A 21702-nucleotide genomic window follows, 5' to 3' on the forward strand; every position below is an offset into this window, starting at 1 on the left:
GGATCGGCGTGATCCCCGTAGGAGCGGCCTCGCGCCGCGATGGGCTGCGAAGCAGCCCCAATCAATTCCAGCTTGAAACGCTTACTTGCGCTTCATCGACAGGAAGAACTCGTCGTTGGTCTTGGTCTGCTTGAGCTTGTCGACCAGGAATTCGATGGCAGCGACTTCGTCCATCGGGTGCAGCAGCTTGCGCAGAATCCACATGCGCTGCAGTTCGTCGTCGGCGGTCAGCAGCTCTTCGCGACGGGTACCGGACTTGTTGATGTTGATGGCCGGGAACACGCGTTTCTCGGCAATGCGACGGTCCAGCGGCAGCTCCATGTTGCCGGTACCCTTGAACTCTTCGTAGATCACTTCGTCCATCTTCGAGCCGGTTTCGACCAGCGCGGTGGCGATGATGGTCAGCGAACCACCTTCCTCGATGTTACGAGCAGCACCGAAGAAGCGCTTTGGCTTTTCCAGGGCGTGGGCGTCGACACCACCGGTCAGCACCTTGCCGGAGCTCGGGATCACGGTGTTGTAGGCACGGGCCAGACGGGTGATGGAGTCGAGCAGGATGACCACGTCCTTCTTGTGCTCGACCAGGCGCTTGGCCTTCTCGATGACCATCTCGGCAACCTGCACGTGGCGGGTCGGCGGCTCGTCGAAGGTGGAGGCGACCACTTCGCCGCGCACGGTGCGCTGCATCTCGGTCACTTCTTCCGGGCGCTCGTCGATCAGCAGGACGATCAGGTGGCACTCGGGGTTGTTACGGGTGATGTTGGCCGCGATGTTCTGCAGCATGATGGTCTTGCCCGCTTTCGGCGGAGCGACGATCAGGCCACGCTGGCCTTTGCCGATCGGAGCGCACAGGTCGATGACACGACCGGTGAGGTCTTCGGTGGAACCGTTGCCGGCCTCCATCTTCAGACGTTCGTTCGGGAACAGCGGCGTCAGGTTCTCGAACAGGATCTTGTTCTTCGCGTTTTCCGGACGGTCGAAGTTGATGGTGTCGACCTTCAGCAGGGCGAAGTAACGCTCCCCTTCCTTCGGCGGGCGGATCTTGCCGACGATGGTGTCGCCGGTGCGCAGGTTGAAGCGACGGATCTGGCTGGGCGAGACGTAGATGTCGTCAGGGCCGGCCAGATAGGACGCATCTGCCGAACGCAGGAAACCGAAACCATCCTGGAGAATTTCCAGCACGCCGTCACCCGAGATCTCTTCGCCGCTTTTCGCGTGCTTCTTCAACAGGGCGAAAATCACGTCCTGCTTGCGCGAACGGGCCATGTTTTCGATGCCCATCTGTTCGGCCATTTCCAGCAGATCGGTAATCGGCTTTTGCTTGAGTTCTGTCAGGTTCATAAGGGGAGTGACGTAATCATGTAAGAAGGGAGAAATTAAGCGTTGGCTTAATGAGGCCGCGCCGCAAGATGGCGACAGGATCGCGTACTGATTCGAATTAGGGATGCTTCGGCGACGGCGTGCAGAGGGCACTGGAGAAGCAGTGCGAGGCCGAATGTAACACTTGCTTTTTTCGACGTCTAGTGGTTTTGGCTGGGTAAATTGTGCCCCGTGAACGCGGGTTTACCCATGAAGGCGGCAGTGGGTTTAACGATGAATACACGGGCGAACCCGCTCCCACAAGCCCTTCGGGCCAAAAAAAGCCCCGCATTCGCGGGGCCTTTCACATCACAGGTGGGCGTCGAGGAACGCAGCCAGCTGGGATTTGGACAGGGCGCCGACCTTGGTCGCCTCGACGTTGCCGTTCTTGAACAGCATCAGCGTCGGGATGCCGCGCACGCCGTGCTTGGCAGGGGTTTCCTGGTTTTCGTCGATGTTCAGCTTGGCGACGGTCAGTTTGCCTTCGTAGGTGGCAGCGATGTCGTCCAGGACCGGAGCGATCATCTTGCATGGGCCGCACCATTCAGCCCAGTAGTCGACCAGCACCGGGCCTTGAGCCTGCAGTACATCGGCTTCGAAGCTGGCGTCGGTGACGTGTTTGATTTTGTCGCTCATGGAAATCTCCAAGGTCGTAAGCAATAAAAAACGTTGCCCATCATAGCCTCAGCTACGCCCTACAGGAAGTCGCTGGCGATTGAGGGTAACTATAGTTGTGCAAGACGCCACGTATCGAAGCAGACATATACCTGTCATGGCACTGCGTGGCACCTTGCCCTGCATCAAGAACCAACATTGTAATGCGTTGGCGCGAGCCATGGATCATGGCAGGATTGCTGGGTTATCGACCGAGAACATCGAGATCATGCCGCATACCACCGCGAAGAACCTGTCTCTGATCGCCGCCATCGACCTTGGCTCCAACAGTTTCCACATGGTCGTGGCCAAGGCCCACCTCAGCGAAATCCGCATTCTCGAGCGGCTCGGGGAAAAAGTGCAGCTGGCCGCCGGCATCAACGAAGAACGCCAGCTCAGCGAAGAAGCCATGCAACGGGGCCTGGACTGCCTCAAGCGCTTCGCCCAACTGATCAACGGCATGCCTGCGGGCGCCGTGCGCATCGTCGGCACCAACGCCCTGCGCGAAGCCCGCAACCGCAATGAATTCATCCAGCGCGCCGAAGCCATCCTCGGCCACCCGGTCGAGGTGATTTCCGGCCGCGAGGAAGCGCGCCTGATCTACCTGGGCGTCTCCCATACCCTGGCCGACACACCCGGCAAGCGCCTGGTCGCCGATATCGGCGGCGGCAGCACCGAGTTCATTATCGGCCAACGCTTCGAGCCGCTGCTGCGTGAAAGCCTGCAGATGGGCTGCGTCAGCTTCACGCAGCGCTATTTCCGTGATGGCAAGATCACCCCGGCGCGCTATGCCCAGGCCTACACCGCCGCGCGCCTGGAGCTGATGAGCATCGAGAACGCCCTGCACCGCCTGACCTGGGACGAGGCCATTGGCTCCTCGGGCACCATCCGCGCCATCGGCGCTGCCATCAAGGCCAACGGCATGGGCAGCGGCGAGGTCAACGCCGACGGCCTGGCCGCGCTCAAGCGCAAGCTGTTCAAACTGGGCGAGACCGACAAGATCGACTTCGATGGCGTCAAGCCGGACCGCCGCGCCATCTTCCCGGCGGGCTTGGCCATTCTGGAGGCTATCTTCGACGCCCTGGAACTGCAACGCATGGACCACTGCGACGGCGCCCTGCGCGAAGGCGTACTGTACGACCTGCTGGGCCGCCACCACCACGAAGACGTGCGCGAGCGCACGCTGAACTCGCTGATGGAACGCTACCACGTGGACAACGGCCAGGCGGCACGGGTCGAGCGCAAGGCATTGCATGCGTTCGACCAAGTGGCCAAGGCATGGAACCTCGAGGAAGGAAACTGGCGCGATCTACTGAGCTGGGCAGCCAAGGTTCACGAGATTGGCCTGGATATCGCCCACTACCATTACCACAAGCATGGCGCCTACCTGATCGAGCACTCCGACCTGGCCGGCTTCTCCCGGGAAGACCAGCAAATGCTGGCGCTGCTGGTGCGCGGCCACCGCCGTAATATCCCCAAGGACAAGTTCGCCGAATTCGGTGACGAAGGCATCCAGTTGATCCGCCTGTGCGTACTGCTGCGCTTCGCCATCCTGTTCCACCACATCCGCGGTACCCAGCAGATGCCGAAAGTGGAGCTGCATGCCGGCGACGAAAGCCTGGAAGTCGTGTTCCCCGAGGGCTGGCTGGAAGAAAACCAGCTGACCCAGGCCGACTTCGCCAACGAGGCGCAGTGGTTGGCGCGGGTCGGTTTCGTGCTTAGCGTGCGTTAGGTTCGAACTCGGCGTAGACGTTGGCGGGGTGCTTCGCCCCCGTTTCGCGGCGCAAGGCCGCTCCTACAGAGAGCGCAATACCCTGTAGGAACAGCCTTGTGCCACGAAGAAAGGGCCGCATGTCTAGCGTACGTTGAGCACCGGGTTGCTCAGGCGCTCGAGCAAGGCCGCCTGGACATTGCGCGGGTTCTGGTTGCCCGTCGGCGTGCTGCGCACGTAGCGCCCGTCCGGCTGCAAGATCCATGCATGGGTATTGTCGGTGAGGTAGCCTTCGAGCTCCTTCTTCACCCGCAAGATCAGCTTCTTGCCCTCCACCGGGAAGCAGGTCTCGACACGCTTGTCGAGGTTGCGCTCCATCCAGTCGGCACTGGACAGGAACATCTGCTCCTCGCCGCCATTGAGGAAATAGAACACCCGCGTGTGCTCCAGGAAGCGGCCGATGATCGAGCGCACCTGGATATTGTGCGAAACCCCCGGGATGCCTGGGCGTAGGCAGCACATGCCACGCACCACCAGATCAATGCGCACACCGGCCTGGCTGGCCTTGTACAACGCACGGATCACCTTGGCGTCGGTCAGCGAGTTGAACTTGGCGATGATGTGCGCCGGCTTGCCCTCGACCGCGAACTGGGTTTCCCGCGCGATCATATCGAGCATGCCCTTCTTCAGCGTGAAGGGTGCATGGAGCAGCTTCTTCATGCGCAGGGTCTTACCCATGCCGATCAGCTGGCTGAACAGCTTGCCGACGTCCTCGCACAGGGCATCGTCGGAGGTCAGCAGGCTGTAGTCGGTATACAGGCGGGCGTTGCCGGCGTGATAGTTGCCGGTGCCCAGGTGGGCATAGCGCACGATCTCGCCCTGTTCGCGGCGCAGGATCAACATCATCTTGGCGTGAGTCTTGAAGCCGACCACGCCATAGATCACTACTGCGCCGGCGGCTTGCAGACGGCTGGCCATCTGCAGGTTGGACTCTTCGTCGAAACGCGCGCGCAGCTCGATCACCGCCGTGACTTCCTTGCCGTTTCGCGCGGCATCCACCAGCGCATCGACGATCTCGGAGTTGGCGCCACTGCGGTACAGGGTCTGGCGCACCGCGAGCACGTGCGGGTCCTTGGCGGCCTGACGCAGCAGGTCGACCACCGGGGTGAAGGATTCGAAGGGGTGCATCAGCAGCACATCCTGCTTGCCGACCACGCTGAAGATGTTTTCGGCGTTTTGCAGAATCTTCGGAATGGCCGGGGTGAACGGCGTGTACTGCAGCTCCGGATGGCTGTCCAGCCCGGTGATGCTGAACAGACGGGTCAGGTTGACCGGGCCATTGACCTGGTACAGCTCGCTTTCGCTCAGGCTGAACTGCTTGAGCAGGTAATCGGACAGGTGTTTCGGGCAATTGTCGGCCACTTCCAGGCGCACGCCATCTCCGTAGCGACGCGAGAACAACTCGCCGCGCAGGGCGCGGGCCAGGTCTTCGACATCCTCGGAGTCCAGCGCCAAGTCCGCGTTGCGGGTCAGGCGGAACTGGTAGCAACCCTTGACCTTCATGCCCTGGAACAGATCATCGGCATGGGCGTGGATCATCGACGACAGGAACACGAAGTTGTCGCCGCTGCCGCCGACTTCCTCCGGCACGCGGATGACCCGCGGCAACAGGCGTGGGGCCGGGATGATGGCCAGGCCCGAATCGCGGCCGAAGGCATCGACACCCTCGAGCTCGACGATGAAGTTCAGGCTCTTGTTGACCAGCAGTGGGAACGGGTGGGTCGGGTCGAGGCCGATCGGGGTGATGATCGGTGCGATCTCGTCGCGGAAGAAACGGCGCACCCAGGTCTTGAGCTTGGTGTTCCAGTGGCGACGGCGGATGAAGCGGATCTGGTGCTTTTCCAGCTCCGGCAGCAACACGTCGTTGAGGATCGCATACTGGCGCTCCACCTCGCTGTGCACCAGCTCGCTGATGCGCGCCAGGGCCTGGTGCGGCTGCAGGCCGTCGGCTCCGGCCTGTTCGCGGGCGAAGGTGATCTGCTTCTTCAGGCCCGCCACGCGGATCTCGAAGAACTCGTCCAGGTTGCTGGAGAAGATCAGCAGGAATTTCAAGCGCTCGAGCAGCGGGTAGGACTCGTCCAGCGCCTGCTCCAGCACACGGATGTTGAACTGCAGCTGCGAAAGCTCGCGATGAATGTACAGGCTGCTGTCGTCCAGGCTCGGAATAGTGACCGCCGGAGCCGGTGCAGGCGCTGGAACTGCGGTTTCGGCTACAGGTTGCGCAGCCTCCGGCAGGTCCGGCGGGGTCTGTACCATTTCTTCGGGAACCGCCTGGGCATCCTTGATCGCGACAGGTGTTAGCACTTCGTTATTCATCTGACGTTCCTGGAGGGCGTTACGGCCCTCTCGATAATTGAGCGGCACGCGCGGTGAAATGAGCCAGGATGCCATCGGTGTTCGCCGGTTTGAAGTCCATTGCGGCGCGAAAAGGCCGCTTTGTCATTTTTGCGGTCCCGCCAAGCGGAAACTGGGACCGACCGTCGCGGCGCAAGGAGGCGACCCGGGACGAAAAGGCAGCGAGGCAAGCTCACGATAAGGCTCCTGAACCCGCACGGGCGGGCTGGCGCGACAGTTATAAGCAGCCATTATGACGCCTGGATGACAGCCAAAGGCACCTTGTGACTGACGGCCGAAGCCATTGTCAGGGTAGGAAATGTTCACGCCGAGACACATTTCGACACTTTCCCGATTGCGCGCGAAGGGGTAGGCTTCGCGTTCATTTCGCTAGCACCCCAGAAAATGCTTCAACAATTCCTGCAGGATTTCGGCTATTTTGCCCTTTTTCTCGGCACGTTTTTTGAAGGCGAGACCATCCTGGTTCTTGCGGGCTTCCTTGCGTTCCGCGGTTACATGGACATCAATCTGGTGGTGCTCACGGCGTTCTTCGGCAGCTATGCCGGTGACCAGCTGTGGTACTTCATGGGCCGTCGCCATGGCCGCGCGATCCTGGCACGCAAGCCGCGCTGGCAGGCGATGGGCGACCGGGCCTTGGACCATATCAGGCGCCATCCGGACATCTGGGTGCTGAGCTTTCGCTTCGTCTACGGCCTGCGCACGGTAATGCCGGTTGCCATCGGCCTGTCCGGCTACCCGCCACGCCGCTATCTGCTGCTCAACGGCATCGGTGCGGCAGTCTGGGCCTTGGCCCTGGGCGCGGCGGCCTACCATTTCGGCGCCATCCTCGAAGGCATGCTGGGCAACGTCAAGAAGTACGAGCTCTGGGTACTCGGCGGCCTGTTGCTGCTGGGTGGCCTGCTCTGGCTGCGCCGACGCTTCCGCACCCTGCGTGCCGAGCGCAAGGCGGCGGCAGCGGGCCAAGCCTCGGAGGCGGTTTCCCGGGAGCAGGGCACAGACCGACACTAGTGCGCTCGCGCCATCCCATGCGCTGTTCGGATAATGAACATGCCCCCGCCGCTGCACTCCAAATAGACAGGATTTCGGTCTCTGCGCGGGAAACCCTGTGACGAGTTCTGCCAAACTAGAGGACAGTTAGCGCCTCGACACTGGAGTAATGAGCATGCAAAAAAAAGTTGCGGTGATTCTGTCTGGCTGCGGCGTCTACGATGGCGCCGAAATCCATGAAAGCGTGATCACCCTGCTGCGCCTGGACCAGCGCGGCGCCCAGGTGCAGTGCTTCGCGCCGAACATCGCGCAGATGCACGTGATCGACCACCTGACCGGCCAGGAAATGCCGGAATCGCGCAACGTGCTGGTAGAGTCGGCGCGCATCGCCCGCGGTGACATCAAGGATATCCGCGAGGCCAAGGTCGAGGACTTCGACGCCTTGATCGTCCCAGGCGGCTTCGGCGCGGCGAAGAACCTCTCGAACTTTGCCGTCGAAGGCACCAACTGCACGGTGAACCCGGACGTCCTGGCCCTGGCCGAAGCCTTTGCCGAAGCCGGCAAGCCGGTTGGTCTGATGTGCATTTCCCCGGCTTTGGCGGCGAAGATCTATGGACCGGGCGTGGTCTGCACCATCGGTAGCGATGCCGACACCAGCGCAGCGGTGGTGAAGATGGGCGGCACGCACGAGGAATGCGATGTGCATGACATCGTCGAGGATACCCAGCGCAAGCTGGTGACCACACCGGCCTACATGCTCGCCCAGTCGATCAGCGAGGCGGCCGGCGGCATCTACAAACTGGTGGACCGGGTGCTGGAGCTGACGCATGAGGGTGAGCAGTAATCACCTCATGCGGTAGCGCCCCCCCCCTGGCCATCGCGGGGCAAGCCCGCTCCTACAGGTCTTCCGTAGAGATCGCCCATGCCCTGTGGGAGCGGGCTTGTCCCGCGATGGGCTGCAAGGCAGCCCATTCAACCTTTGGATAACCGGGTCAGTATCCGGTCCAGCGCATTGGCGAACGCCTGTTTCTCCCGCTCGCCATAAGGCGCCTGTCCTCCCCCGACCTGCCCTTGCTCGCGCAGCTCGGTGAACAGGTTGCGCACAGCCAGCCGTTCGCCCATGTTGCGCTCGTCGAATTCACGCCCTCGTGGGTCCAGCGCTGCTACACCTTTCTTGATCAGCCGATCGGCCAGCGGCACGTCGCTGCAGATCACCAGCTCGCCCGGCACGGCGTTTTCCACCAGGTAATCATCGGCCGCGTCCATGCCGCTAGGGACCACGATCAGCCGCACACAGGCGAACGCGGGCTTGATCTGGGCCTGGCCAGCCACCAGGACGACCTCGAACTTGCGCTTGAGGGCGAATTTGACGATCAGGTCCTTGGCCGCCTTGGGGCAGGCGTCGGCATCGATCCATACACGCATGGGGAAGTATTCCTTGGCAATCGGTGGAGGGCTTCACCCTGCAATCGCGGCACAAGGCCGCTCCGGCAAAGGAGAGCGGCCTTGAATCACGACTGGGCGGCGAAACAACCCCAGGGGCTGAAAGTGCCCATTGTACGGTTTCAGCTCGCCGCAGGCCGGCGCTTTTCGGCCAGGCGGCTACGCCCGTACAGCACAACGATAGCCAGCAATGCCACCACCTGCGCGCCCAGCGAGTAGGCGTCGGCATGGATGCCCAGCCAATCGAACTCGAAGAACGGCACCGGCCGGGTTCCCAGCACGCCGGCTTCCTGCAGCGCCTTGACGCCATGCCCGGCGAACACCACCGACAGCGCACACAGCAGCGCCGCGTTGATGCTGAAGAACAGCGCCAGCGGCAACTTGGCCGAGCCGCGTAGGATCACCCAGGCCAGGCCCACCAGCAGCACCAACGCCGTGGCGCCACCGGCCAGTACGGCATTGTGGCCAGCAGGGCCTGCCTGCAGCCACAGGGTTTCGTAGAATAGGATCACCTCGAACAACTCGCGGTACACCGAGAAGAACGCCAGCACGGCAAAGCCGAAGCGCCCGCCACCGCTGACCAGGCTGCTCTTGATGTAGTCCTGCCAGGCTGCGGCATGGCGCCGGTCATGCATCCACACGCCAAGCCACAGCACCATCACGGCGGCGAACAGTGCCGTGCAACCTTCCAGCAGTTCGCGCTGGGCGCCGCCGACGTCGATCACATAGGCCGCCAAGGCCCAGGTGGCAAAGCCTGCGACCAACGCCAGGGCCCAGCCGATATTGACGCTGCGCACGGCCGACTGCTGGCCGGTATTGCGCAGGAAGGCCAAGATCGCGGCCAGCACCAGGATCGCCTCGAGCCCTTCGCGCAGAAGGATCAGCAGGCCAGACACGAAGCTCAGCGACCAGCTCAGCCCATCGCTGCCCAACAACTTCGCCGCGCCCTCGAGCTTGCCCTTGGCCTCGGCCAGGCGTTGTTCGGCCTGGGCGACCGGCAGGCCGTCTTGCAGGGCCTGGCGGTAGGCCATCAGGGCTTTTTCGGTGTCCTTGCGGGCTTGGGTATCGATGTTGTCCAGGGAGCTTTCGACCAGTTCGAAGCCTTCCAGGTAAGCGGCTACCGACAGGTCATAGGCTTGGTCATGATCTCCATTGCGGTAGGCGGCGAGGCTCTTGTCCAAGGTACTGGCGGTGTACTCGAGCAACTGCGCCGGGCCCCGCTGGACCTGCGGCGGTTGGGCCCGCTGGGCGCGGAAGGCGGCCACGGCATCGGCACCTTCGCTGGCCGCGACCTCGGCGGGCGTCTGGCGTGCCAGGTCGGCCAGGTTCCAGGCCTTGTCCGCCTTGGCGGCCTTCGGGTCGGCGGTCAGGCTTGCCACGTAGGCCGCCACATCCCAGCGCTGACGCTCGTCGAGCTGATCGGCGAACGACGGCATCTCGGTGCCGTCGATGCCCAGCGCCAGGGTGTTGTAAAGGTCGAACAGGCTCAACTGGTCGAGCCGCTCGACACTGCGCAGGTTGGCAGGCGGTGGCTCCAGCCCGAGCCCGGCAGGGCCGTCGCCAGCACCGCTTTCGCCATGGCAGATCGCGCAGTTCTGCGCATATAACGCGGCACCGCGGGCCGGGTCGGGGGTGATGATCGGTGCCTGGCTGACCTCATAGGCGACGGCCAGGCGCGCACCCAACTGGCGAGCCTGCCTGGCGACCAGCGCGCCGTCCTGGCGCTGATCGATGGCTTGGCGCAGTGCCGCGACGCCTTGCTCCAGCCCTGGGCGTTCGGCATTTTCCGGCAGGCCTTTGAGCAAGTCGGCCAGCACGGTGCTGAACTCTTGCTGCTCGCGGTATTCGCCCTCGTCCACCACCTTGCCGTCGTGCACGGTCGGCGGGTAGTCGGCACCGATGTAGTCGAGCAGGTGCAAGGCCTTGGCGGCCTCGGCGGGGGATTCAGCGAGTGCCAAGGTGCTGCACAGGGCCAACACTGGCGCCAGCAACAAGGCAGGCAGCCAGGCGAACAGACGGAAACGGGAAGTCATGGCCAGTCTCGAAGGAAATGCGAAAGAGAACATTGTTCACTTCCACTCCTTTTCGCTCAAGGCTCGCGGGCGGATTTCATGAAAAATCTTGTGACAAATCTTCGAGTGGTCGGCGAGGGCTTTGCCCTCGATTCGCGGCACAAGGCCGCTCCTACAGAGAGAATGCGTTGGTCGCTATCGTGGCGACGAGCAGGGTCCTGTGGGAGCGGGCTTGTCCCGCGATTGGGGCATCAGGGTTTGGCGGGACTGTCTTTCCAGCCGCCACCCAGCGCCAGGAATACACCGATCTGCCCCATGGCCACTTGGCTATTGGCCGCCGCCAGCTGCGCACGGACATCGGTATAGGCCCGGGTAGCCTGCAGGTCGGCCAGGAATGACTCGCGCCCGGCCTGATAGCGCAGGTGGGTCTGCTCGGCCGACTCCTTTGCCGAGCGCTCGGCGTCGGCCAGGGCGTCGCGGCGGTCCAGCAAGGCGCTGTACTGGGCCAGGCGGGTCTGGGTCTCGCGGATGGCATTGAGCACCACGCCATCGAAGTGGGCCAGCGCCGCCTGGGTGGAGGCTTCGGCCTCGCGGATACGGGCACGGGTGCCGTTGGTGGGGATGTTCCAGCTGATCTGCGGGCCGAAGCCCCAACGGTTGGTCGAAGGATCACCCAGGTTCTCGAGGATACCGATGGTGCCGACCTGGGCACCGATGCTGATATCCGGGTACAACGCGCCCGTGGCCACGCCGATGGTGGCAGTGGCGGCGGCGAGCTGGCGTTCGGCCTGGCGTACGTCCGGGCGACGCTTGAGCAACGCGGCGCCGTCACCCACCGGGATCAGCTGGCCGATATGCGGCAACTCGGCACATTCTGCCGTACCGGCAGGCAATTGCTCGACCGGTTTGGCCAGCAGCGCCGCCAGGGTATACAGGCCCGCTTCGCGCTCGGCCTTGAAGCGCGGCAGCTCGGCGCGCAGGGATTTGAACTGGGTCTGCGAGCGGGTGACCTGGGTTTCGTCGCCGCGCCCGGCATCGCGCAGGCGCTGGTTCAATTGCACGCTCTGCTCCTGCAGGTCGAGGGACTGGCGGGCAATGTGATATTCCTCGTTGGCCGAGCACACCTGGGTGTATGCCTTGACCACGTCCGCCACCAAGGTGATGCGCGCGGTGTCAGCTGCGGCCTGCACCGCATCGGCATTGGCCTTGGCCGCCTCGGTGCCGCGCTTGAAGGTGCCCCACAGGTCGAACTGGTAGGAGGCACTGATAATGGCCTCGCCGATGTTGGCCACAGGTACTTTCTCCGGCAGCAGGAACGCCTCGCCAGACTCCTGCAGGCGCTGCGCGCCGAGCTTGAGGCCACCCTCGAAGCCACCCTGGGCCTCGGCCACCTCGACCTGCGCACGGGCCTTGGCGATATTGGCCGCCGCCACGCGCAGCTCGGTGTTGGCAGCCAGGGCCTGGCGCACCAAGTCGTTCAGGCGCGGGTCCTGGTACAGCTGCCACCAGTTCTCCGGTACCGGCGCCGAAACCACGCTGCCTGGGTCCTGGCGCAGTGGGCCGTTGAGGTCGCTGCGCTGCACGGCAGCATCCTTGGGCACTTGGTAGTCCGGGCCGACCAGGGCGCACGCCCCCAGGGACAGCGCCAAGCCAGCCACCATCAGGTATTTCATGGCCGTTGGCCCTCGACGATCGACACCGTGGCGGTACGCCCGGCGATCATGCGAAAGTTCTCGGGCACCTCGTCGAAGGCGATGCGTACCGGGATGCGCTGGGCCAGGCGTACCCAGCTGAACGCCGGGTTGACGTTGGGCAGCAGGTTGGCGCCGCTGCTGCGGTCACGGTCCTCGATGCCGGCAGCCATGCTTTGCACGTGGCCGCGCAGCCGGGTGTTGTCGCCCATCACGCGGATATCCACGGCATCGCCGATGTGGATACCGCCGAGCTTGGTCTCTTCAAAGTAGCCATCGACGTGGTAGGAGGCGCTGTCGACCACCGACAGCACCGGCCGGCCGGCGGTGACGAATTCATGGGCACGGGGCGCGCGGTCGTTGAGGTAGCCGTCGACGGGGCTGCGCACCACCGAGCGGTCGAGGTTGAGCTGGGCAGTGTCCACCGCCACCTGGGCCTCGTTGACCGCCGAGCGGGCGCGGGCTTCGCGGGACTGGCTCTCCTCCAGCTGCTCGGCCGCCACCAGGTTGCCCAGCTTCCGGTTGCGTCGCGCCTCACGAGAGGCCTGGGCCAGGGTCTCCTCACGTTCGGCCAGGGTCGCCCTGGCCTGGCGCAAGGCCAGGGTGAAGCGGTCCTGGTCGATGGTGAACAGCACATCGCCGCGCTTGATCATTTGGTTGTCGCGCACCTCTACCTTCTGGATCAGCCCGGAGACGTCCGGGGCGATCTGGATCACGTCGGCACGGATGTGCCCGTCACGGGTCCAGGGCGCGAACAGGTAATACACGACCATCTGCCAGACCAGCACGGCTGCGAAGGTCACCACCAGCAATGTCAGGACCACACGGCCCAGGGTCAACAACGGTTTTTTCATGGCACCATCAGGTTTCGGCAAAAGTGATCCACCGCGCCAAGCAGCACGGCGTAAAGGGCAACGTTGAACAGCGCCCGGTGCCAGACCAGGCGGTAGAACTGCAGGCGCACCAACACGGCGTGCACGCCCAGGAACAACAGGTAGGTGAAGACCATCATCACCAAGAGCGTGGGCAGGAACACCCCGCTGATATCCAGATCACCGATCACAAGGGCGCTCCATCGATGCCGGGGGGCAGTTGCGGTTGGTCGGCAGGCTCGAGCATCACTTCGATGCCAGGCAACAGGGCCAGGCGCAGGCCGCTCAGGGCATGTAGCAGGTGCACGCGGGCATCGCCACGCTCATGCTGGGCATCCAGGGCCAGGGCCTGGCGGGCGCGCTCCATGTTGCGCAGCAGCGCCGACGGAGCGTGCAGACGCTCATTGGCGCGCAGGCAGGCGGCGTAGTGAGCGCCCACTTCCTCGACCACGGTCTGCAGGCGCTCACGAGCCTGTTCTCCCACCCGCGACATGTAGGCCAGCAAATCCAGCAGGTTGAGCCCAACGCGCAGGTCGCGCAGCGCCACGCCGCTGTCCTGGCCGGTCTGGGACAGACGCGGCAGGTGCTGCATCAAGCGGTCGAGCATTTGCACACCCACGTGGCGGTGCTCGGCCAGCGTCGCCGGCTGGGTCATCTCGACGATGTCGCGCCAGCTGAAGCGGGTCAGGCGCTTGGCCGCCAGCTCCACGCCAAACGGGCGCAGCAGCAGGGTCCAGATGAAGGCGAACAGCAAGCCGACCGGGCCGGCCATGTTGGCATTGATGAAGGTCAGGAAGTCCGCGTCGTAGGCACCCTGGATGCTGATGAAGGTAGCGGTGTTGACGATGGTCAACAGCGTGCCCAGGTAGAACCGCGGCTGCACGGTGAGCGTGCCGACGCAGATGAACGGCACGGCGAAGGCCAGCACCAGCATCGGAAAGTCGTGCAGGTTGGGCAGTACCAGAAACAGATAGACGCTGGAGAAGATCACCGACATCAGTGTCCAGAAGAAGAACCGGTAGATCTGCGGGGCCGGGTCGTCCATGGCAGCGAAGAAGCTGCAGGCCACCGCAGCGAGGATCACCGCGCTGCCGCCGTCGTTCCAGCCAAGCAGGATCCACAGGCCACTGGCGACGATGATCGCGGTGACGGTGGAAAACACCGAGTACAGCATCAGGCCACGGTCGAAGAAGGGCGTCAGGCGGCCCAGGCGCCAGTGCCGATACACCGCACGCCAGGGCGTGGCGTCATCCTTGCGCAGGGCGTGCTGCAAGGTGCAGCAGTCCTGCCACAGGTCGACCCATTCGGTCAGGCGGTACAAGGCGTTGGAGAGCAGCAGCGCGTGACGCTGGTCTAGCGCCGCCGCACTGGGTTGCAAGCGCTCGAGCTGCTCGTGCAGGGCGCTCCAGCGCGCCAGCGAGGCATCTTCGGCCGTGCCCTCGAGCCAGCCACGGGCCGCCTCCAGCAGCGGCTGGATCTGCGCGAACTGGGCCGGGGCGCGGCCTTCCAGTGCGACCAAGGCATCGTCCAGGGCGTCGATCACCGGCAGCAGGTGGATCATCCGCCCGCGCAGCTCGCGGGCGTTCTTCACGGTATGGGGCCCTGCGCCTTCATGCCCAAGCTGGCCGATCATCATTTCCAGGCTGTTGAAGGTGGCGACCATCGTGGCCCGCATGCCGCCAACCTTGTCGGCGGCCACATCACGGGCCAGGTAGGTGTCGCTGTAGCGGATCGCTTCGTTGAACCAGCTGTTGGTCGAGCCCAGCACCACCGGGGCCAGGCGACGGGGCCAGAAGATCGCGCCGACCACCGCCGCACAGACGATGCCCAGACAAATCTCCTGGGCGCGGGAAGACGCTACGTCGAACACCGCCAAGGGGTTGTCCACCACGGCCAGGGCGATCATCGGCAAGGTGTAGCCAGCCAGCATCAACACGTAGTTGTTGGCCGTGCGCAGGTTCAGCGAGAGGAACAGCAAAGTGCCCGTCCATAGGGCGATGGCCACGGCCAATAAAGCCGGCGACTGCACCAGGGGCGGGACCAGCAGCACTGCGCCGCCTGCCCCGAGCAGCGTGCCCAGGGCACGGTACAAGGCCTTGGAGCTGGTAGGGCCGACGAAAGGGCTGGAGACGATGTACACCGTCGCCATGGCCCAGTAAGGGCGCGGTAGCTGCATGAGCAAGGCGATGTACAAAGCGATCATGGACGCGGCGAAGGTCCGCACGCCGTAGAACCAATCGCGGGCCGGCGGCACCGAGCTGAAGAAACCGTTCATGCCGGGTTCACCTGACCGGCTGTTTCGAAGGCCTGGATGACGCGCAGGGTCGCCTCCAGGTCCGCCTGGTCGATACCCTGCAAGACTTCCCGGCGCAGGCGTACCAGTTCACCTTCGATGGACTCGGCGAGCGCGCGGCCATCGACGGTCAGGTTCAAGGCCTTGGCGCGGCGGTCCAGGGGGTCTTCACTGCGGCACACCAGGCCGGCCTTGCACAGCTGGTCGAGCAGGCGTACCAACGACGGGCTTTCCAGGCCCGCAGCCTGGGCCACCGCCACCTGGTGCACGCCATCGCCCAGGCGCACGATCATCAGCAGCGGTACGGCGCAGGCCTCGGAAATGCCGTAGCCGGTCAGCGCCGCCTGGCAGATGCGTCGCCAATGACGGGCAGCCACGACCATGCCGCTGCTGATTTTCATGTGCAGTGCATCAAGTGTCATGTGAGGAACCGAGGATATTCATAGTTTGCTAACTATCAATATTACGCTCTGCCCTCCCCCTGTCGTCAACCGGGGGCGACGGATTGCCTGGATGAATTGTTGTTCATACAGAGGCAGCGCAGCCCGGAAGGTTGGATGATCAACCACAAGGTACGCGGCCTGGCTTCAGCCCTGGACCTGGTCTTCCAGCTTCATGGTCAGCGCCAGGGCACTGCCCATTTCGATCGCCTGGTCGCGCCAGCTCAAGTAACGGGCGCCGTCACGGCGGCTGTAGTGCACCGCCAGTTCCTCTGCAGCCTGCATCACGCCCGCTGCGGCTGCCAATTCCAGCCAGTACAACGCAGCCTTGGCATCGACTTGCACATGCACCCCATGCAGCAACCGATAGCCCACTTCGAAGCGGCAACGGGGCTCGCCCTGTTCGGCACCACGCAGGAACCACTGGCAGGCTTCGGTCAGGTCGACCTGCCAATGCAAGGTCGGGTCGCACACCTCTTCTTCATAGAGATCGCCCAAGGCCGCCGCGGCATGGCACATGCCCCGCTCGAAGGCGTGCCGATAGCATTCGGCGGCCTGGCTGTAGGACACCTTCACGCCTTTACCGAAATAATGCTGCTGGCCCAGGTTGAACCAGGCCATGGCGTCGCCTTGCATGGCCGCCATGCGCAGCAGGTGCCCGGCCAGCAGCGTATCGGCGCGCCAGTATTTGCCGTTGAGCCAGATCCAGCCCAGGTCATTGAGCGCTGCCACGCTGCCTTCCAGTGCCTGGCCCCGCAGGTCGCGGTAGACCTCCAAAGGGTCGCTCGACTCGTCCAGGCGGGAGACCAGCCTGGCGCGCTCGCCCGGCAGTGTCGGCTGGCTGGGCAGGCCGATACCGACGAATTGCCGATGACGCAAGGCATGGCGTGCCGGGGCTGGCGTGACCCGCTCGGGTAGAAGGCGCGCAAGCAGCGAATGGATATTGCTGGCAGCAGACATGTTCATCCTCATTGAACGATCCACAGCTCCGACCGCGACTGTGCGAGCCAGAGATTCTGCGCAACGGCACGTCAAAACCTGTCGCGAACGAATCGAAACCAGGCAACCAAACGTCGGTTCCTTGATCTGAGCAGAGCAATGGCTAATTGCCATGCATCCATGACAGCCGCCATGCTATTGCAGCAACCCTAGACAAGGACGTTTCGTTTTGCCGTTCGCCACCACCCGAGCCACCCTCAGCCGACAATGGGCGCTGCTGCGCCAACTGCCCAGCCGCTCCCCGGGGATCACCAGTACCGAGCTGGTCTGGCGCCTGCGTGATGTGGGCTTCAGTGTCAGCAAACGCACGATCGAGCGGGACCTCAATGAGCTGTCGCTGATCTTCCCGCTGGAGCGCAACGACAAGAGCATCCCGTACGGCTGGCATTGGTCGGCCAGCGCCGTGGGTGAACTGCGGGGTAATTTCGACCTGCACGGTTACTTGCGCAGCGATGCGCTACAGCCGGTGCAAGAGGCAGGCATCACGCTGCAGGCCTGGATCAGCGATGAACTGGCTCGGCAGTTGCGCGAGGCTCCGCTGACCCGCGACATGCAGCTCACCGCACTGGACCATGGCCACCGCCTGCGGGCCACGGTCAGCGATGGCGGGCCGCTGCGTTGGTGGCTGTTGAGCCAAGGGGGTGGGCTGGTGGTGGAGCGGCCGCTGGCGTTGCGCGAGGAGATTGCGCAGACGCTGAACAGTGCAGCGGCGTTGTATAAGGAGTAGGCACCGGTGTAGGCCCTATCGCGGGACAGCCCGCCCACCAGGCCTGCGCTGTTTTCAGAGACACCGCTGTACCTGTGGGAGCTGGCTTGCCAGCGATAGGACCGGGGCAAGCAACTCAAGACAGTTGGCTCCCACACCTTGCGCTGCGAAGGGGCGCGAAGCCGCCCCTGACCAACGTATCTAACGCTGCATTCCCCAGCGTCGCACGGTCACCCGCTCCAGGCTGTTGAACACCAGCCCTTCGACCAGCAAGCCGATGACGATCACCACGGCCAACCCGGCGAATACCTTGTCGGTGTATAGCTCGTTACGGTTCTGGAAGATGTACCAGCCCAATCCGCCCTTGCCGCTGCTGGCACCGAACACCAGTTCGGCGGCGATCAATGTGCGCCAGGCAAAGGCCCAGCCGATCTTGAGCCCCGAGAGAATCGACGGCAGCGCCGCTGGCACCAGGATATGCAGCACCAGGCGCAAGCCGCGCAGACCATAGTTGCGCCCGGCCATGCGCAGGGTCTGCGAAACGCCGAGGAACCCGGCATAGGTGTTGAGCGCCAGCGCCCAGAGCACCGAATGCACCAGGACGAAGATCAGGCTGTTGTCCCCCAGGCCAAACCACAACAGCGCCAGGGGTAGCAGCGCAATCGCCGGCAGCGGGTTGAACATCGAGGTCAGGGTGCCGAGCAGGTCACGGCCGAACTGGGTCGATACTGCCAGGCTGGTCAGGCCAAAAGCCAGGACAATCCCCAGCACATAGCCCTTGAGCAGCACCACCAGCGAAACGCCCACCTTGGCCGGCAACTCCCCGCTGAGCAGGCCGTCCCACAGCGCCGTGGTCGTCTGCAGGAAGCTGGGCAGTAGCAAATCATTGCCCTGATAGCGGGCAATACCTTCCCAGATCGCCGCCAATACCAGCAGGATCACAGCCTTGCGCAACCAGCCTTGTTGCCAGAGGCGTTGGGCCAGGGGCAGCCGCCGTTCGAGCGTCACATCCGGCAGTGGCGCCAGCTGCACTTCGTATTCCTGGCGTGCAGGTAGGGTCGTCATGGCACAGGCTCCTGTCAGTAGGCGATGCGGATATCGTTGAAACCAAGCTCCGCTGCGGCCTGCGCCTCTGGAGCCTGGTCGAACAGTAGGCGGTGGATCCGCCGCGCGCTGGCCTGGAAGTCGACACCGCCCAGGCTGCCGAAGCTGTACTGGTGGCTGTGCACTTCCGCGCGCACCCGCCCCGGATGGGGCGAAAGCAGCAGGATGCGGTTGCCGACCACCAATGCTTCCTCGATGGAGTGGGTAACGAACAGCAATGTGAAGCGCACCTCTTCCCACAGGTGCAGCAGCTCCTCCTGCATCTTGCGACGGGTCAGGGCGTCGAGCGCGGCGAAAGGCTCGTCCATCAGCAGGATCTTCGGCTGGGTGGCCAGTGCCCGGGCAATGGCCACCCGTGCCTTCATGCCGCCGGACAACGTGTGCGGGTAGGCATCTGCAAAGTTGGCCAGGCCTACCTTGTCCAGGTAATGCAGCGCCCGCTCCTCGGCCTCGGCGCGCTTGATCTGGCCGCCCACCAGCAGCGGGAACATGACGTTCTGCTTCACCGTTTTCCACGGTGGCAGCTGGTCGAACTCCTGAAACACGACGATACGGTCGGGCCCAGGGCCCTTGACCGGCTGCCCCTGGAGCAGGATCTGCCCTTCCCTGGGCTCGATGAACCCGGCCACGGCCTTGAGCAGCGTGGACTTGCCACAACCGGAAGGCCCCAGCAGGACGAAGCGGTCGGCATGATCGATTTCGAAGCTGACCTGGTGAGTGGCCCGTACCACACGCTGGGCGGTGCGGTATTCAAGGCTCAGGTCGTTCACCTGTAGCAGCGCGGGTGTGGCGACATAGCTCAAGTTGCTGGCCGCGTGGCCTGGCAGTGGGGCGGTCATCGTCGATCAGCTCCCTTGCAGCGGGCGTTCGTCCTGGAAGAAGTAATCCTTCCACGACTCGGGCTTGTGCTTGATGGCGCCGACCCGGTAGAGGAACTCGGCCAGCTTGTAGGTGTTCTTCGGCGTGACGGTGAACTCGTATTGCGGGTTGTCGATCAGCTTGATCAGCGTGTCGCGGTCGATCTTGGCCTTGGTCACGCGAATGTAGGTATCGGCAGCGGCGGCCTTGTCTTTCTGGGCGAACTCGGCGGCTTCGGCCAGCGCGTCGACGAAGGCCTTGTAGGTCTTGGGGTTGTCCTTGCGGAACTGCTCGGTGGCGAACAGCAAGGTCGGTGAGTTCGGGCCGAGCAGGTCGTAGCTGTTGAGCACCACGTGGACGTTCTTGTTGGCTAGCACCTGGTCCTGGAACGGCGGGTTGGAAAAGTGCCCGTTGAGCTCGGTGCCGCCGGCCAGCAAGGCTGCGGTGGCGTCCGGATGCGGCACGGCCAGGGTGTACTTGTCCAGGCGGGCGTATTCCTTGTCGCCCCACTGCTGGGCCGCGGCATACTGCAGGAAGCGCGACTGCACCGAGACGCCGACCGCCGGTACGGCGATGCGGTCGCTGGCGCCAAGGTCGGCGATGGTTTTCACGTTCGGGTTGCTGCTGACCAGGTAGTACGGGAAATTGCCCAGCGAGGCCACTGCCTTGACGTTCTGCCGCCCCTTGGTGCGGTCCCATACGGTCAACAGGGGGCCGACACCTGCACCAGCGATGTCCACCGAACCGGATAACAGCGCGTCATTGATCGCCGCACCGCCGGAGAGCTGCGCCCAGTCGACCTGGATGTCGATGCCCTGCGCCTTGCCATGCTTCTCGATCAACTGCTGGTCGCGGACCACGTTGAGCAGCAGGTAGACGATGCCAAACTGTTCGGCGATACGGATCTTGCCTTCGGCCTGGGCCGCAGCCGGGGCGCCCAGGCTACCGACGACCAGGGTGACGCCCAAGCCAATGCTTGTTGCCAGGCGGCTGATGGATTTGCGCATGATGACTGTCCTCGGTCGTCAGAAAGGGGCATCGCCCTGGATGGTGGTGCGGTACAGCTTGCGCCGCAAATGCGCGGGGCAACCGGCGGCCAGGTGGATCAACGAGCGGTTGTCCCAGAACACCAGGTCGTGGGGCTGCCAATGGTGGCGGTAGATGTTCGGTTCGAGCACGCTTAAGGCGTAAAGCTGCTGCAGCACGTCGCGGCTTTCGTCATCTGGCAGGCCGACGATGCGGGTGGTGAAGCCTTCGCTGACGAACAGCGCCTTACGGCCGTTTTCCGGGTGGGTGCGCACCACCGGGTGGATGACTTCCTTGACCTCGGCCAATTGCGCGGCGGTCAACGTTGGCCGCCAGTTGCCCTCGAACTTGGTCTCGGCGTAACGGGCGGTGTAGGAATGAGCGGCGCTACGACCTTCGACCACCTTGCGCAATGCTTCGGGCACCGCGTCCCAGGCCTTGTGCATGTCGGCGAACAAGGTGTCTCCACCTTCGCTGGGCAGCTCTTGGGCATGCAGCATGGAGCCGAGGCTGGGCAGCGCTTTGTAGGAGAGGTCCGAATGCCAGAACTTGCCAGCATCGCCCAGGCCAATGTTGCGACCGTCTTCGATGATGTTGGAAACGATCAGGATTTCGGGGTGCCCTTCGAGCAGGAACTGCTTGAGCACATGGATCTGCAGCTCACCGAAGCGGCGGCTGAAGGCGATGTGCTGGTCGGAGTGATGTGTTGGTCGCGAAACACCAGGACGTGATGATCGAGGTGGGCACGGTGGATCCGGGTGAAATCCGCGGCATTGACTGGCCGGCTCAGGTCGAGGCCAACGATCTCGGCGCCGACGGCAGCGGGGAACGGGCGGATATCGAAGATTTGCGGCTGGGCGCTGTCGATGGACGACAGGGCGTTCGAGGCGGCTGACATTGTTCACTCCCACGCAGTGCGCGACTCAAGGGCGCGCGACGATCAGAAACGCACGGGGTCATTTCCCGTGTGGGTTCAAGTCGTGCGGCGCGCCGATTGGTCGGCAGGTACGCAGTGGGGAGGACTATAAAGTCATAAGAAAGATAATTTAAATATCTTTAAGAAATAAAGATATGCGAGGTCTACGCCTAATGCCGGTCGGCTAAGCGTTTGGGGCCGCTACGCGCCCCATCG

General features: G+C 63.7%; 18 protein-coding genes and 1 pseudogene. 4 read left to right on the top strand and 15 right to left on the bottom strand.

Annotation, left to right across the window (positions count from 1 at the left end; genetic code table 11):
* Window positions 1-81: 81 nt before the first annotated feature.
* Entirely contained in the window at window positions 82-1341 is a 1260-nt protein-coding gene (gene rho, locus ACNFG0_RS04390; protein ID WP_043212134.1) for a transcription termination factor Rho, read from the bottom strand.
* A 327-nt stretch (window positions 1342-1668) separates the two neighbouring features.
* The gene (gene trxA, locus ACNFG0_RS04395; RefSeq protein ID WP_012274768.1) at window positions 1669-1995 is read right to left on the bottom strand and encodes a thioredoxin TrxA; all 327 of its coding nucleotides are present in this window, start codon (window positions 1993-1995) and stop codon (window positions 1669-1671) included.
* A gap of 247 nt (window positions 1996-2242) precedes the next feature.
* On the opposite strand from trxA, the gene ppx reads away from it, so the two are divergent.
* Complete coding sequence (ppx, locus tag ACNFG0_RS04400; protein WP_416764092.1) at window positions 2243-3745, top strand: exopolyphosphatase; 1503 nt, start codon at window positions 2243-2245, stop codon at window positions 3743-3745.
* A 123-nt stretch (window positions 3746-3868) separates the two neighbouring features.
* On the opposite strand, the gene ppk1 is transcribed toward ppx, so the two are convergent.
* Window positions 3869-6040 (bottom strand): polyphosphate kinase 1, encoded by a 2172-nt coding sequence (gene ppk1 / locus ACNFG0_RS04405; protein WP_416764093.1) that lies wholly within the window; start codon window positions 6038-6040, stop codon window positions 3869-3871.
* 483 nt (window positions 6041-6523) lie between these two features.
* Between ppk1 and ACNFG0_RS04410 the strand changes: the two genes are divergently transcribed.
* Both ACNFG0_RS04410 and elbB read left to right on the top strand, forming a co-directional pair.
* A complete protein-coding gene (locus ACNFG0_RS04410; RefSeq protein WP_416764080.1) occupies window positions 6524-7147 on the top strand; it encodes a DedA family protein in 624 nt (207 codons plus the stop codon).
* A gap of 154 nt (window positions 7148-7301) precedes the next feature.
* Window positions 7302-7970: an isoprenoid biosynthesis glyoxalase ElbB gene (gene elbB / locus ACNFG0_RS04415; protein ID WP_196154529.1), complete on the top strand. Its 669-nt coding sequence runs from the start codon at window positions 7302-7304 to the stop codon at window positions 7968-7970.
* A gap of 128 nt (window positions 7971-8098) precedes the next feature.
* Here elbB and ACNFG0_RS04420 read toward each other — a convergent pair whose 3' ends face one another.
* From ACNFG0_RS04420 to ACNFG0_RS04455, 8 genes are all read right to left on the bottom strand, one after another.
* Window positions 8099-8551, bottom strand: coding sequence for a YaiI/YqxD family protein (locus ACNFG0_RS04420; protein ID WP_196143840.1), 453 nt, complete (start codon window positions 8549-8551; stop codon window positions 8099-8101).
* 140 nt (window positions 8552-8691) lie between these two features.
* On the bottom strand, window positions 8692-10635 hold the full coding sequence (locus tag ACNFG0_RS04425) for an FTR1 family protein (protein ID WP_416764081.1): 1944 nt from the start codon (window positions 10633-10635) through the stop codon (window positions 8692-8694).
* A 197-nt stretch (window positions 10636-10832) separates the two neighbouring features.
* Window positions 10833-12254, bottom strand: coding sequence for an efflux transporter outer membrane subunit (locus ACNFG0_RS04430; protein ID WP_416764082.1), 1422 nt, complete (start codon window positions 12252-12254; stop codon window positions 10833-10835).
* Complete coding sequence (locus ACNFG0_RS04435) at window positions 12251-13126, bottom strand: HlyD family secretion protein (RefSeq protein WP_196143837.1); 876 nt, start codon at window positions 13124-13126, stop codon at window positions 12251-12253. The genes ACNFG0_RS04430 and ACNFG0_RS04435 overlap by 4 nt, the downstream gene beginning before the upstream one ends.
* Complete coding sequence (locus ACNFG0_RS04440) at window positions 13123-13335, bottom strand: DUF1656 domain-containing protein (RefSeq protein ID WP_084856592.1); 213 nt, start codon at window positions 13333-13335, stop codon at window positions 13123-13125. The genes ACNFG0_RS04435 and ACNFG0_RS04440 overlap by 4 nt, the downstream gene beginning before the upstream one ends.
* Window positions 13332-15419 carry an FUSC family protein gene (locus ACNFG0_RS04445; RefSeq protein ID WP_416764083.1) on the bottom strand — a complete coding sequence of 696 codons (2088 nt, stop codon included), beginning with the start codon at window positions 15417-15419 and terminating at the stop codon, window positions 13332-13334. Before ACNFG0_RS04445 ends, ACNFG0_RS04440 begins: the two co-directional genes overlap by 4 nt.
* On the bottom strand, window positions 15416-15859 hold the full coding sequence (locus tag ACNFG0_RS04450; protein WP_416764084.1) for a MarR family winged helix-turn-helix transcriptional regulator: 444 nt from the start codon (window positions 15857-15859) through the stop codon (window positions 15416-15418). Before ACNFG0_RS04450 ends, ACNFG0_RS04445 begins: the two co-directional genes overlap by 4 nt.
* A 165-nt stretch (window positions 15860-16024) precedes the next feature.
* Entirely contained in the window at window positions 16025-16837 is an 813-nt protein-coding gene (locus ACNFG0_RS04455; protein WP_196143833.1) for a tetratricopeptide repeat protein, read from the bottom strand.
* 208 nt (window positions 16838-17045) lie between these two features.
* Here ACNFG0_RS04455 and ACNFG0_RS04460 point away from each other — a divergent pair, with 208 nt between their 5' ends.
* The gene (locus tag ACNFG0_RS04460) at window positions 17046-17603 is read left to right on the top strand and encodes a WYL domain-containing protein (RefSeq protein WP_416764085.1); all 558 of its coding nucleotides are present in this window, start codon (window positions 17046-17048) and stop codon (window positions 17601-17603) included.
* 180 nt (window positions 17604-17783) lie between these two features.
* On the opposite strand, the gene ACNFG0_RS04465 is transcribed toward ACNFG0_RS04460, so the two are convergent.
* The 4 genes and pseudogenes from ACNFG0_RS04465 to ACNFG0_RS04480 all read right to left on the bottom strand — a co-directional run bounded on the left by ACNFG0_RS04465 (window position 17784) and on the right by ACNFG0_RS04480 (window position 21468).
* Complete coding sequence (locus tag ACNFG0_RS04465) at window positions 17784-18647, bottom strand: ABC transporter permease (protein ID WP_196143831.1); 864 nt, start codon at window positions 18645-18647, stop codon at window positions 17784-17786.
* A 14-nt stretch (window positions 18648-18661) separates the two neighbouring features.
* Window positions 18662-19525, bottom strand: coding sequence for an ABC transporter ATP-binding protein (locus ACNFG0_RS04470; RefSeq protein WP_416764086.1), 864 nt, complete (start codon window positions 19523-19525; stop codon window positions 18662-18664).
* Window positions 19526-19531: 6 nt separating this feature from the next.
* On the bottom strand, window positions 19532-20551 hold the full coding sequence (locus ACNFG0_RS04475) for an ABC transporter substrate-binding protein (protein WP_196156598.1): 1020 nt from the start codon (window positions 20549-20551) through the stop codon (window positions 19532-19534).
* Window positions 20552-20569: 18 nt separating this feature from the next.
* Window positions 20570-21468: pseudogene (locus ACNFG0_RS04480) on the bottom strand (TauD/TfdA dioxygenase family protein).
* Window positions 21469-21702 lie beyond the last annotated feature (234 nt).

The sequence above is a fragment of the Pseudomonas sp. NY15372 genome (assembly GCF_048068215.1).
GTDB lineage: Bacteria > Pseudomonadota > Gammaproteobacteria > Pseudomonadales > Pseudomonadaceae > Aquipseudomonas > Aquipseudomonas guariconensis_A.

What these genes read in the sequence shown, in the direction of transcription:
- rho (WP_043212134.1), bottom strand. Translation starts at nt 1,341, where the DNA reads ATGAACCTGACAGAACTCAAGCAAAAGCCGATTACCGATCTGCTGGAA.
- trxA (WP_012274768.1), bottom strand. Translation starts at nt 1,995, where the DNA reads ATGAGCGACAAAATCAAACACGTCACCGACGCCAGCTTCGAAGCCGAT.
- ppx (WP_416764092.1), top strand. Translation starts at nt 2,243, where the DNA reads ATGCCGCATACCACCGCGAAGAACCTGTCTCTGATCGCCGCCATCGAC.
- ppk1 (WP_416764093.1), bottom strand. Translation starts at nt 6,040, where the DNA reads ATGGTACAGACCCCGCCGGACCTGCCGGAGGCTGCGCAACCTGTAGCC.
- ACNFG0_RS04410 (WP_416764080.1), top strand. Translation starts at nt 6,524, where the DNA reads ATGCTTCAACAATTCCTGCAGGATTTCGGCTATTTTGCCCTTTTTCTC.
- elbB (WP_196154529.1), top strand. Translation starts at nt 7,302, where the DNA reads ATGCAAAAAAAAGTTGCGGTGATTCTGTCTGGCTGCGGCGTCTACGAT.
- ACNFG0_RS04420 (WP_196143840.1), bottom strand. Translation starts at nt 8,551, where the DNA reads ATGCGTGTATGGATCGATGCCGACGCCTGCCCCAAGGCGGCCAAGGAC.
- ACNFG0_RS04425 (WP_416764081.1), bottom strand. Translation starts at nt 10,635, where the DNA reads ATGTTCTCTTTCGCATTTCCTTCGAGACTGGCCATGACTTCCCGTTTC.
- ACNFG0_RS04430 (WP_416764082.1), bottom strand. Translation starts at nt 12,254, where the DNA reads ATGAAATACCTGATGGTGGCTGGCTTGGCGCTGTCCCTGGGGGCGTGC.
- ACNFG0_RS04435 (WP_196143837.1), bottom strand. Translation starts at nt 13,126, where the DNA reads ATGAAAAAACCGTTGTTGACCCTGGGCCGTGTGGTCCTGACATTGCTG.
- ACNFG0_RS04445 (WP_416764083.1), bottom strand. Translation starts at nt 15,419, where the DNA reads ATGAACGGTTTCTTCAGCTCGGTGCCGCCGGCCCGCGATTGGTTCTAC.
- ACNFG0_RS04450 (WP_416764084.1), bottom strand. Translation starts at nt 15,859, where the DNA reads ATGACACTTGATGCACTGCACATGAAAATCAGCAGCGGCATGGTCGTG.
- ACNFG0_RS04455 (WP_196143833.1), bottom strand. Translation starts at nt 16,837, where the DNA reads ATGTCTGCTGCCAGCAATATCCATTCGCTGCTTGCGCGCCTTCTACCC.
- ACNFG0_RS04465 (WP_196143831.1), bottom strand. Translation starts at nt 18,647, where the DNA reads ATGACGACCCTACCTGCACGCCAGGAATACGAAGTGCAGCTGGCGCCA.
- ACNFG0_RS04470 (WP_416764086.1), bottom strand. Translation starts at nt 19,525, where the DNA reads ATGACCGCCCCACTGCCAGGCCACGCGGCCAGCAACTTGAGCTATGTC.
- ACNFG0_RS04475 (WP_196156598.1), bottom strand. Translation starts at nt 20,551, where the DNA reads ATGCGCAAATCCATCAGCCGCCTGGCAACAAGCATTGGCTTGGGCGTC.